We start from the raw sequence: 13,128 nt of genomic DNA on the forward strand, positions 1-13,128 counted from the left end.
AAGCAGAAAGCACCCCCGCATGTAAGTGCGGGGGTGTTTTAATGGGGGAAGAAAAAATGTTTCAGCCGTATTTTCTGGAACAAATGGTAAATATGATGCATGCGCCATTTTACATCTTTGCTGACCAGAAAGAAATGATACAAAAATTTGGCGGCAGAGAGATAGAGACAATTCTTTTTGAAAAAAATCCGGAATTGGTGCAGAATGCATTTTCCAAGAAGAATAAAGAGTATCCGGTTATTTTAACAGACAAGGTTCTGGTATTCGCAGTGTTTGACAGCGGCATGGCAGAGGGGGCCATAATGATTGCCGGGCCTGTAACCATAGGACGTCTGAGTCAGGAAACGCTGCTCCAGCTCCGCAGGGAATATAAACTGGGAAGAAAGAGCGGATATACCCCTCCCGTGTGCCCGCTGGATAAATTTGTCTCAGGGATTTTGCTGCTGCACTGGCATCTGACGGGACAGAAACTGACATCCGCTGAACTTTGGCAGAAGAATCAGCGATACTATTCAGCAACCGTAAATATCCAGAACCGTATATCTCAGGATATTTTCATGAGGCAGGAGAATGCAGGGCTGCACAATCCCTATGAGCAGGAGCTAAGAGAGCTGGACAGCATTGAGAGAGGAGATACAGAGGCTTTGAAACGAAGTATCTCAGAGACCTATGAGGGTGAGATCGGAATCCTTGCAAAAGATCCTCTCCGCTCCCATAAAAATGTGGCGGTAGGTAATATTACATTGGCCTCAAGAGCTGCGATCCGGGGAGGGATCAGTGTAGAGAAATCATTTTCCATGGCGGACAGTTTTATACAGCAGGTGGAGGAAATTGACAATGTGCCGGAAGTGGAGGCATTTAAGCGGGAGTCCCAGTATTTTTATGCCAGACTTGTAAACGAGGAAAATACCCGGGGAGGAGAAAAGCAGAATGTTAGAAAGAATCCGCTGATTGGACAGGTCAAGGATTATATTTTCAACCACCTGCATGATACCATACAGGTGTCAGACATCGCAGCGCACATGCAGGTGAATCCGGATTACCTCTCCCATCTGTTCAGTTCCCAGGAAAAAATGACTATCACCAGTTATATCCGTCAGGAGAAGGTCAGAAGAGGGGAGAATCTTCTGAAATATTCAGATTACCGGGTTCAGGAAATTGCATTTTATCTGGGTTTCTGTTCTCAGAGCCATTTTGCCAGAGTGTTTCAGCAGATTGTGGGTATAAGTCCAAATGAATACCGCAAGAAATTTGGAAATAGGAAAAAATGGAAAATGAAATAAGAATTGTGACTAACAGCTAAGATATGTGATATATCTTGGCTGTTTTTTTCTTTATAATTATAAAAGGTAACAGCATGGCTGTGATTAGGTCATGCTTCTCAACCGTGTTTGGGAAAGTACCGAAAAGGAGATTAGGAGGAAAGAAAATGAAAGGTTTTAAGAGAGGAATTGCTGCGGTATCCACAGTGGCACTCTGCCTGACGTCCATACCGATGAACGGGCTTTACCTGGTGTCTGCGGCAGAACTGGACAGGACAGTTAAGCTTCAGCCCAGTCTCGCATCCACCTTCCATGACACCAATGAAGACGGTCTCGGTGAATTTGAAGGATGGGGAACATCGCTCTGCTGGTGGGCAAACCGCATTGGCTACAGCGATGCAATGACAGATAAAGCGGCAGAAGTGTTCTTCAGTGATAAGGGACTGGACATGAACATTGGCCGTTATAATGTGGGCGGCGGTGACCATGTGGGAGTGCCCACGGAAGTGCCGGTAAATGAAAAGGCACAGTTTTACGATCTGGAAACAGAAGGGTATACGCCGGAGTATTCGGGAAGTAAAATGGCAGTTGGTGAGAATTCAGCAATGAAGGACCTGCAGTATACAGTGTCGGATGCTGATTTTGGTATTACAAAGGGAAATAAGGTTGGGACTTTTAAGTCGATTGGCTGGATCAATAAGCTGGGAGATAACCCGGGTGACGGGGATAATCTTCGCTACACAGTCAATGCAAAAGAGGAAGGCAGATATACGGTAAAACTGTTATTGACCCTGACAGGCAGCAATAAAAGGGACGTGGCTATCCGGGTGAATGACAGTGAGGATCATATAATTGACGCGGATACCATCAACAGTAATCTGATCGCGTCAGGAAACAATAATCTGCTGTTTCTTGTGACAATTCCGGATGTGGTTTTGATAGCGGGAGAGAACACCATAAATATTGCAGGAAAAAATGACTGGACACTGGATTTTGTAAAGATGGCAGTGATCAAATCCGGTGAGGAAGGTACATTGCCGGAGGGGGAAGAATATCTTCACAGCCCACATATTACCCGTTCTGATTCCGCAGTTCCGGGATATGCGGCAGATGTGACAAAGATTGATACCAGCAAGCATGAGTTATCATGGTATGAGACTGAATATGACAGAGCTGATGAGGCGTGCGGCTATGCGTGGAATTATGACTGGGATGCAGATGTAAACCAGCTAAACATTTTAAAAGCGGCAGCAGAAGCCAGCGGTGAAGATTTCATAGCAGAAGCCTTCTCCAACTCCCCGCCGTATTTTATGACAAACAGCGGCTGCAGTTCAGGAGCAGTGGATTCCAGCAAGGATAACCTGCGTACGGATTCCTATCATGCGTTTGCGGTTTATATGGCAGATGTGATCGAACATTGGAATAATGAGGGTGTTATTACATTCCAGAGTGCAACGCCTATGAATGAGCCATATACAAACTATTGGGGAGCGTACAGCAACAAACAGGAAGGATGCCATTTTGACCAGGGAGAATCCCAGTCAAAGATCATAGAGGCATTAAATGAAGAACTGGAGAAAAAAGGGATTGACATTATAATCTCAGGAACAGATGAGACAAGCATTGATACAGCCATCAGTTCCTACAATGCGCTCTCTGATGAGGCAAAGAATATTATCCAAAGAATTGATACCCATTCATACGGAGGTTCCAAACGTTCCGAGTTGAAAGCCCTGGCAGAAGACCAGGAAAAGAATCTGTGGATGTCAGAAGTGGACGGCGCCTACACAGAAGGAACGAATGCAGGTGAAATGAGTGCGGCCCTTGGCCTGGCAAAAGCCATGATGAAGGATGTAAACGGACTGAACGCAAATGCATGGATTCTCTGGAATGCCATTGATATGCATGTGGACAAGGAGATTCAAACCAGCAGTGATGCTGATTATGCAAGTTTGGAGGAGCTGTATAAGAGAGTTAATATGAACAGCGGTTACTGGGGCATTGCCATAGGTGACCACGACAATAAAGATATCCTGCTTACCAAAAAGTATTATGCATACGGACAGCTTTCCAGATATATCCGTCCGGGCTATACGATCATTGGTTCCAGTGACGATACACTGGCAGCATATGACCCGGAAGGCGGAAAAGTCATAGTCGCAGCAGTGAATACTTCAGGCGAGGACAAGACATGGAAATTTGATCTATCCAGCTTCAGTACCATGGGTGGCCATGTGACTGCCATTCGCACCAGCGGTTCTCTGGCAGATGGGGAAAACTGGGCAGACGTTTCCTCAGACGGTGATATTACCGCAGATACGGCTAAAAAGAGTATCACTGCCACACTGAAAGCAAATTCCATTACTACATATATTGTTGATGGTGTCACTTATGATAGTACAGCAGAAGAGATTACTAAGATCGAGGATGTAAACGTATACACCATAGAAGGTATTCCGGCTGTACTGCCAAAAACAGTGGAGACTGTTACAAATAAAAACAATACCGCAGAAAAGAAAGTAACATGGAATCTTGAGGGTGTGGACTTGACCCAGAGTGGAGAAGTTACAGGTACAGTGGAAGGCACAACATTGACAGCTAAAGCAAAGGTACAGGTTGTGGCACCCAATATGATTTATTTTATTGACTGCAACAGCCCGGAATCACCTAAATATGCAGCCATGGATCAGTATGCGGACCTTCTTAATGAAAAGGCGGATCAGGAATATACAGAAGATTCATGGGGATATCTGGATGAGTACGGGAAGTACAATGGTGATGTGAACGATGAATATGATACCGGCTGGTATGCAAAATCCGGTCAGTCCATCAAGTACACAGTCCCCCTTGATGCAGGAACCTATAAAGTTACCTTTGGCTTTAAAGAATGGTGGCGGGATAGTAATAAATCTCGTAAGATGACAATATCCGCAACACAAAACAACGGGACAAAAGAACTTGGATCGTCCAATACATGGAACGGTGGCAACTGGTGGAATACCGATACGTTTGACTTGGTCTGTGAGGATACCGGAAATGTAACGTTCAGTATTGAAAAACAATCCGGACAGCCGGACCCGGCCCTTTCTTTTATCCAGATTCAGAAAATCTTGGATTTAGATGAATTAAAAGCAGCGCTGAAAGCAGCATCTGAAGTGAACAGAGGACAGTACCCTGCATCAAAACTGGCTGTTCTGGATGAGGCAGTAGAAGCAGGAAAAGTCCTTGCTCTGAAGTCTTCCGCAACACAGGAGCAGATTGATGACAGTGCAAAAGTAATCACAAAAGCTATGGAAGCACTAGGCACAGGATATACAGAAGAAGAGATCGCGGCAAATGATTATGTACTGTATTTGGTAAACTGTGGTACTCCTGATGCATCTGTTATACCGGACAGCTATATCCGTGGCTTATATCAGTCCAATGTTGACCAGCAGTATGCAGCAGATGCCGATACAGGTTTAAGCTGGGGCTACGAGCCAAATGATGAGAATTCAAGGATCGTCAACGGCGGCAGCAGCGCAGCGGATATTACAGGCAGCTATATTTATATGGCAGATACAGGCATCACATTTGTCAAAGATGTCAGTGGATTCAAATATAAATTTGAACTCCCGGACAGAGCAAACAGCGATTATGCAGTGACATTAGGATTTAAAAATCCATGGGATACAAGAAATGTAGATATCAAGCTGGAAGGGGGCACCGTTGAAAGCGATCTAACCCTGACCAAATCACAGTTGATTGAAAAAACATACAAAACAGAGGTTACAGACGGAGAACTGAACGTGATGGTCCACAGTCCAAAACGTACAAACCAATATGGGGACCCAATACTCAGTTATATTATTGTCAAAGCCGTTGCGGCATATACAACGGACAGAATCACAGAAGTGATCGCATCCTATCAGTCAGCTATGGACGGTCACAACTATTCCGAATCAACCCAGGGAGCTTTTGATAAAGCAGTGCAGGAAGCCCAGACGTTAGTTGAGAACAATTCAACCGATCAAAAGGCGGTCAAAGATGCTTTGAACAAATTGGAAGAAGCATTCAATGCTCTGAAGGAAGTTCATACATATTCTTCTATTACAGGTACAAACGGAGCACAGCTTTTTGACAACAACGGCAATAAGATCCAGGCGCACGGCGGACAGATTCAGCAGTTCACGATCAACGGGGAAACCAAGTACTATTGGTACGGGGAAGATAAAACAAATGGTTACCGCCCGGTTGTAGGGGTACATTTGTATACTTCTTCAGATTTGTACAACTGGACAGACGAAGGTGTTGTGCTGAGAAGTATTCCTGTATCTGAGGAAGACTATGATAAAGATCAGACAGAAGGGTATAAAGCAGACCTTTCTATCTTTGAGACAGATGAATATTTCAAAAAACTATATGGTGAATATGAAGGCCAGGACCCGGATGATACAGACAACTACAACAGTAAGCTGGAAGAGGTTTACTGGAATCTGGCTGAAGACAGAACTGTTATTGAGCGGCCAAAAGTTTTATACAATGATGTAACCGGAAAATATGTAATGTGGTTCCATGCAGATGGACGTACCCCTGCCAGTGATGCTGATTACGGCAAAGCAAGGGCCGGCATTGCCATCAGTGACGATCCTGCAGGACCATTTAAACTGCTGGGAACCTATAAGCTGCATGACAGTAAAGATGCTGATCACAGTTGGGATAATGCGGGCGGTGCAGTACGTGATATGAACCTGTTTAAAGATGACGAAGGACAGGGATATGTTATTTATTCATCAGATGGAAACCTGACAACGTATATTGCAAAATTAAATGAGTCTTATACAGGCCTGATCGCAGACCCTAAAGAGGCTGTGGAGGGTACAGGCAAAGATGTAGAAGAACTGACAGCATCCGACTATACGAGAAACTTTATCAATGCTTCAAGAGAAGCACCGGCAATGTTTAAGTACAAAGGAAAATATTATATTGTCAACTCAGGATGTACGGGATGGGCACCAAATAAGGCCCAGTATGCCGTAGCAGACCATCCTCTGGGACCATGGACCGTGATGGGTGATCCATGTGTAGGCGATACAAAGGGAACGACTTTTGACACCCAGAGCACTTGCGTATTCCCTGTCGATGCAGAGAACGGCAAATTTATTTACATGGGTGACCGCTGGTATAATCCGGACACAGGCGGAGATTTAAGTGATTCCAGATATGTATGGCTGCCGGTTGAATTCCTTCCGGGCGATCAGATCCAGTTAAAAGACTATGCGGACTGGACATTGGATGAACTGGAAAATAAGGCTAGTTTTGAGATCGTCAGTGACCTTCCCACTGTTGTAAGCTCTGTGTCTGAAATTGCAGAATCCCTGCCAAGTACAGTCACAGTAGATTTTGGAAGCGCTACTGCTGAGAAAGATGTGACATGGGATTTGGGTAATTTGGCTGAGGATAAACTGGGTGCTGCCACAGTGACCGGAATCCTGACTGACGGAAACAGGGAATTTACACATAATATCAGCATCGTGAATCCTAAATTGATCTACTTCTTTGACAGCGGTGCAGATACATCCGAATACTTTGATACAGTAAACGCAAATCTGTTTGGCAGACTAAAGAACAGTGTACCGGACAGCGCTTACACGGTTGAAAACGGTGCCGGATATACCGGTGTTTTGCAGTCCCAGGATGAGGATAACTATGATCTGGGACATCACTCCGGCGATGACTATCTCTCAAATGGCTGGTGGGCAGGCTCCGGAAAAAATATTGAATATGCGTTTAATCTTGAACCGGGTACCTACACGGTATCTGCCGGATTCCAGGAATGGTGGAATACAAGCAGGCCGTCAAGGATGACGGTCACCTCAGGAGACGAGAAAATAGCTGAAAAGGACTTTACTGTTTATAATTCAAGTACAGACCTTCAGGTTAACCGGACATTTACCGTGACAGAAGAAAATGCAGGTAAGATCACAGTTACCATCAGCAAAACCGGAAATCCTGATCCTGTGCTCAGCTGGATCGCAGTGACACATGACGATGCTGCGGTAAATACAGATAAGCTGGACACATTGATCGCGGCAGCCAGTGTTTTGAAGGAAGAGAACTATTCAGCGGAAACCTGGGAAGCTCTTTCAATAGCGCTGGAAGAAGCAAAGAATGCGCAGGGAACGGAAGAAGCAGACCAGAAAGCCATAGACAAGGCTGTTAAAGCTTTGATGACTGCAATAGAGGCCCTGGAAAGCACAGTTGACAAGAAAGAACTTCAGGAACTGGTTGACGAAGTAAACGAATTCCAGAATTCCATATATACGGCTGCATCCTGGAGTGAATACGAGGCAGAAACAGCGCAGGCTAAAGAAGAGGCACAGGGAGTGCTGGATAATAAAGCGGCATTAAAAGAGGATGTTGATAAGGTACTGAAAGCGTTGCAATCGGCATTTACATCCGGAAAAGAAAAATTAGTGACTATCCAGTCTGTGCTGGAATCCGGTATTGCAGAAAATGAGATTCCGGAGAGCAGCAAGGATAGTTATACAGAAGAGAGCTGGGCAGAATATGAGGAAGCTTTATCAGCAGCGAAAGCATTGATCGGTTCTAACGATGAGGACGCTGTGAATGCAGTTATTGCTGATCTTGTAGCAGCGAGGACAGGGCTGACAGAAAAACCAGACCATGCTGCTAACAAGGCAGAACTTATTGAGGGAATTGAGAATGCACCTTCAGAAGAAGAAGCCGGGCTGTATACTTTCGATTCCTGGACGCCTTACGCAGCAGCATTGGCAGAAGCTATAAGTGTTCGTGACAAGGATGAGGCGTCACAGCTGGATGTTGACAGTGCATTGGCGGCATTGAAACTTGCGCTGGGAAAACTGGTGACATTAGAAACGAAACTGGCAGAAATGATTGAAAAGTATGAAGCAGATATCTCTTCTCAGGAAACTTATACAGAAGAAAGCTGGACAGCCTATGCAAACGCACTTGCAGCAGCAAAGGGCCTGCAGGGCAAAGAAGGTCTTACAGAGGAAGAAATAGACGCAGCAGAGCTGGCTTTATCGGATGCATATGAAGGTCTTACACGGAAAGAAGTGAACACAGTGGATAAGGACGCGCTGAAAGTGGTTCTTGGGCAGGCAGAGCAGCTGGAAAAAGAGGATTACACTGAACAAGCATGGGCTGCATTTACAGATTCACTCAACAAAGCCAAGACTGTTTACGACAACAAAGATGCATCTCAGGAGGAGGTAAATAAAGAGGTTACCGCGCTTGCGGAGGCAATGGCAGAGCTGAAAAAACATCCGGCCGAAACAGAAGAAAAGACTGATAAATCTGCTTTAAAAACACTTTTAGATAAGGCTTCCCAGTTGAAGAAAGATGATTACACAGGAATAACATGGGAGAAATTCCAGAAAGCATTTGACGATGCATCAAACATCTATGAGAGCACCAAAGCTACACAGGAGCAGATTGATACAGCAGCAGCAGCTTTGGAAGCAGCAATGGGCCAGCTGGAAAAAGTCACTGCCGGACCAAAGGAAAAACCGAGAGCACCGTCAGGTAACACAAACAATGGCACTGGCAATAATGGAAAACAACCATCCACCCGTGGAGGAAGCCCAAAAGGAACCTCTTCTGCAAAAACCGGAGACGAAACGCCAATTGGCATGTTTGCGGGAGTTGGAGCACTTGCACTGATTGCTATATTAGCGTGTGTGATCAGCATTTTAAAGAAGAGAAAAAGGGCATAATCGGGAACAAAAATAGAAACTACGCTATTATGTTAAAACATTCTGGCAGTTGATTACGTTCACAACTGCCGGGCAAAAGGGAGAATGCCTTTATATCTTCCACGAAAAAGTTTTGTATAACAGGAAGAATCCTCTGTATATAGATACAGGGGATTTTTCAATGTAGATATCAGGTGCGAATGCCTAGTGAACATAAAATTCAGGGGGGATTCGCACCTATATTTTGATGGAAAAAGTGGAGTATTTGTGGTAAAATAAAATAATAGATATACAAAACTTATAATATTTATGTGAAATTCACAAAAATGGCTTATGGTTTTTGTGAAATGTTGCTGTCACTCTCTGCGAGGAGAGTGTGGATTGAAATGTCAGATATGCTGTCAGGCTTGTCTTTGTCTGCCTGTCACTCTCTGCGAGGAGAGTGTGGATTGAAATCAAGAGAAGTGTACTGCGACGAGCCAAAGCGGCGTCACTCTCTGCGAGGAGAGTGTGGATTGAAATTCTATCATTGCCGCCTGTATTTCTGGCGGTAAAGTCACTCTCTGCGAGGAGAGTGTGGATTGAAATAGATAATGCTATACAATAGCCCAGTTGAATCTTTGTCACTCTCTGCGAGGAGAGTGTGGATTGAAATTCAGGCATACCTGCACAAGTAATGTGTAAGATACCGTCACTCTCTGCGAGGAGAGTGTGGATTGAAATTGGTATATCTGTCCACCATGTGTTAGATACCCATGGTCACTCTCTGCGAGGAGAGTGTGGATTGAAATCGGTGAAGTGGGAAGAGTGCAGCCTGATCAGGAAGTCACTCTCTGCGAGGAGAGTGTGGATTGAAATACCTGCTTTTGTAGCATTCGCCTCTGCTTTATTTGTCACTCTCTGCGAGGAGAGTGTGGATTGAAATGTTTCGTGTATAAAGCCATGTTCAAATAGCCAACGTCACTCTCTGCGAGGAGAGTGTGGATTGAAATCATACATTCGTAACCGTAGAGCGAATCCCATTCGTCACTCTCTGTGAGGAGAGTGTGGATTGAAATTTGCGCTATTGCAAGTACAGCTTCATGTACTAGGGTCACTCTCTGCGAGGAGAGTGTGGATTAAAATCGTTCTGGCTGCAGGCGGAACATAGTGTAATGTCGTTACTCTCTGCAAGGAGAGTGTAGATTGTAATTCTTGTAAATAGGTAAATATCTGTACTCGGGCAAACGTCACTCTCTGCAAGGAGAGTATTGAATGAATTTTTACATATTATATGATAGTGTTCCTCCAAACTGGTCACTCTTCACAAGAACAGAATAACATTCTACCAGAGCATCTGCCGAAGACAAAGACGGCAGGTGCTCTGTTATCTTTATTTGCATAAAACAGTAAAATATTGTTATTAAGATAATTTTATTAGACTATTTGCTGAAATCTGTTATAATACCTTTTAGATGTATTAAGGAGGAAAACTATGCACAACAAACAAAAAAAGAATGCATGGATACCTTCATACGCAGTATTTCCGCTGCTTTCCTGTGTGACGGTAAATTGTATTGTATATTTTGGGATTTCCAGGATCGCCGATGAATGGAAGCATTATGACCTGACGCTGCCTGTTGACAGGGCAGTGCCTCTGATTCCCGGATTCGTATCGGTTTATCTGGGGTGCTATCTTTTTTGGATTATCAATTACATATTGATCGCGAAACAGGGTGAAGAACACTGTGTCCGTTTTGCCGCGGCAGATATTATGTCAAGACTGGTCTGCTGTGTGTTTTTTTTATTGCTGCCCACAACCAATGTGAGGCCTGTACTGAACGGGGACGGCATTTGGGTGAGCTTATTGCAGGCTGTATATAAGATGGATGCACCGACGAATCTTTTTCCGTCCATCCACTGTCTGGTAAGCTGGTTTAGTTTTATCGGTATTCGCGGAAGGAAGTCTGTTCCCAAAGCGTACAGGTTTTTTTCCTGCCTGTTTGCCATTCTTGTATGCGTATCCACCCAAGTGACCAAACAGCACTATATTGTGGATGTGTTCGGAGGGATCGCCATAGCGGAAATCACCTATTACATTGCATTCCATACGAATATTTACAGACTCTTTAAAAGGGTGTTTAACAGATTATATGAAATGTTTTTTAGCAGGAGAAAAAGTACCTGCGGGAAAGAGAGTGAAGTTTGACAAGTAAGAAGAAAAAAATCGGAAACGGTCTGTTTCTGGCAGCTGTTTTCATTTTAACTATTTACAGTGTCTTCCACGGAGAAGACCTGCATGCTGTGCTGAAAGCCATTGTAAGGGTAAATCCCTGGTATCTTCTCCCTGCTGTATCGGGTGTGATCATTTTTATATGGGGCGAATCCATCATTATTCATTACATGCTGGGCACATTGAATATCATGACAAAGAAGAGGACTTGTTTCCAATATTCCTGCATCGGGTTCTTTTTCAGCTGCATCACGCCGTCCGCCAGCGGCGGCCAGCCCATGCAGATTTATTATATGAGGAAGAATAAAATCCCCATTCCAGTGGCAACCATTGTTTTGATGATTGTTACCATCACCTATAAATCTGTGCTGGTGTTTATTGGCCTATTCGTTGCATTTTTCCAGAGAGGTTTTGTACATAAATACCTGGAAGGAATTCTTCCCGTATTTTATCTGGGGGTGATCTTGAATGTATTCTGCTGTATTGCCATGTCAGTTCTGGTTTTGTGCCCTTCCCTTGCCAAATTTATTATGATGAAGGGTCTGGTGATTCTGGAACGCGTGCGGATTTTCAGGAAAAAGGAGGAGAGGACCAGGAAATTGGAGGAGTCCATGAATCATTATACTGTTACTTCCGATTACCTGAAAGGACATGGAAAAGTTATAGTCCATGTGCTGCTGCTCACATTTCTGCAGAGATTTGCCTTGTTTTTTGTGACATGGTTCGTTTACAGGGCTTTTGGCCTTCACGGAGCGAGTATTTACGATGTGGTCATGCTTCAGGCGGTGGTGTCTGTTTCTGTGGATATGCTGCCATTGCCGGGAGGCATGGGAATCAGTGAAAATCTGTTTTTGATCATATTCAAAACTGTTTTTGTGGGCAGCCTGCTGCTGCCCGGCATGGTTTTGAGCAGGGGGATCGCTTTTTACGTGCAGTTACTTTTCAGCGCATGTATGACTGCGGCTGCGCATTTTACCATTGGCCGAAAAGCTCTGGACATCGGTGTATAAATTCCGGTGGACAGAATGTCTTCTGTGCGCCAATACCTACACATTTTGTACAAATGCTCCATCCCGCCGGAATTACACTTTACACTTCCAGAACGGCCCGTTTGTCCATCTGCTGCGCTGTTATAAGCCTTATAAGGCCTTGCAGTATGGTAAAAACATCCGGCATCGGCAGTGTAGTGACTGACTGGTTGGTGTACCGGAAAGGATAAAGAAAAGAGGAACAGAAAAAGATGATAGGATTTTATAATTATTCAGTGATCTTGACTTATTTAAGCTTGATTTCTTCCGTATTCGGAATGACGCAGGCGATACACGGCAGATTTAAAATAGCAGTATTCTGCCTGGCTTTGTCAGGACTTTGTGACATGTTTGACGGAAAAATAGCAAGGTCCATGAAAAACAGGACAGAGGATGAGAAATCTTTTGGTATCCAGATTGATTCCCTGTGTGACGTGGTCTGTTTTGGCGTGTTTCCGGCTATGATTTGTTATCTTCTGGGTGTGAGGGGACCTGTGGGACTTGTCATCATTGCCCTGTACTGTGTGAACTCGGTCATACGTCTTGCCTACTTTAATGTTATGGAAATGAAAGGGGCATTGGTCAGTGAGGAGGGGGAGAAATATTACAAAGGCCTTCCCATTACGTCTATGGCTGTGGTATTGCCTTTGGTGTTTATGATCCAGTTTTTTGTGTCAGATTTTGTGTTCGTCATATGTCTGCATCTGGCACTGTTGGTGGTAGGCACCCTTTTTGTGGTAAATTTCCGGTTTAAAAAGCCTAAGAATTCCACACTGGCGGTGCTGGTGGCAGTGGTGGCGTCAGCCCTGTGTATTATGCTGCTCAGAACCAGATACCGCATTGAATTCAGACATGGATGGCCGTGGCTTCCGTGGCTGCGGAAGCTGTAATATATAGGAGGATGACAG

The 13,128-nt window shown here is 44.4% G+C and carries 5 protein-coding genes and 1 CRISPR repeat array; all 5 genes read left to right on the forward strand.

What is annotated here, in order from left to right; translation table 11 throughout:
- The first annotated feature begins 41 nt into the window (after window positions 1-41).
- The 5 genes from A4V09_RS03315 (at window position 42) to A4V09_RS03335 (ending at window position 13,110) form a co-directional block, all read left to right on the forward strand.
- Window positions 42-1,283 (forward strand): helix-turn-helix domain-containing protein, encoded by a 1,242-nt coding sequence (locus A4V09_RS03315; protein ID WP_065541092.1) that lies wholly within the window; start codon window positions 42-44, stop codon window positions 1,281-1,283.
- Window positions 1,284-1,429: 146 nt separating this feature from the next.
- Entirely contained in the window at window positions 1,430-9,001 is a 7,572-nt protein-coding gene (locus A4V09_RS03320; protein WP_065541093.1) for an Ig-like domain-containing protein, read from the forward strand.
- A 334-nt stretch (window positions 9,002-9,335) separates the two neighbouring features.
- A CRISPR array of direct repeats spans window positions 9,336-10,241; the repeat unit is 33 nt; unit sequence GTCACTCTCTGCGAGGAGAGTGTGGATTGAAAT.
- Window positions 10,242-10,454: 213 nt separating this feature from the next.
- Window positions 10,455-11,168: a phosphatase PAP2 family protein gene (locus tag A4V09_RS03325; RefSeq protein ID WP_065541094.1), complete on the forward strand. Its 714-nt coding sequence runs from the start codon at window positions 10,455-10,457 to the stop codon at window positions 11,166-11,168.
- On the forward strand, window positions 11,165-12,202 hold the full coding sequence (locus tag A4V09_RS03330; protein WP_065541095.1) for a lysylphosphatidylglycerol synthase transmembrane domain-containing protein: 1,038 nt from the start codon (window positions 11,165-11,167) through the stop codon (window positions 12,200-12,202). The genes A4V09_RS03325 and A4V09_RS03330 overlap by 4 nt, the downstream gene beginning before the upstream one ends.
- A gap of 230 nt (window positions 12,203-12,432) precedes the next feature.
- Window positions 12,433-13,110 carry a CDP-alcohol phosphatidyltransferase family protein gene (locus A4V09_RS03335; protein WP_065541096.1) on the forward strand — a complete coding sequence of 226 codons (678 nt, stop codon included), beginning with the start codon at window positions 12,433-12,435 and terminating at the stop codon, window positions 13,108-13,110.
- The last annotated feature ends 18 nt before the right edge of the window (window positions 13,111-13,128 follow it).

The organism is Blautia pseudococcoides, from assembly GCF_001689125.2.
GTDB classification, from domain to species: domain Bacteria; phylum Bacillota; class Clostridia; order Lachnospirales; family Lachnospiraceae; genus Blautia; species Blautia pseudococcoides.

Coding starts and splice junctions, on each gene's coding strand:
- A4V09_RS03315 (WP_065541092.1), top strand. CDS start 42: ATGGGGGAAGAAAAAATGTTTCAGCCGTATTTTCTGGAACAAATGGTA.
- A4V09_RS03320 (WP_065541093.1), top strand. CDS start 1,430: ATGAAAGGTTTTAAGAGAGGAATTGCTGCGGTATCCACAGTGGCACTC.
- A4V09_RS03325 (WP_065541094.1), top strand. CDS start 10,455: ATGCACAACAAACAAAAAAAGAATGCATGGATACCTTCATACGCAGTA.
- A4V09_RS03335 (WP_065541096.1), top strand. CDS start 12,433: ATGATAGGATTTTATAATTATTCAGTGATCTTGACTTATTTAAGCTTG.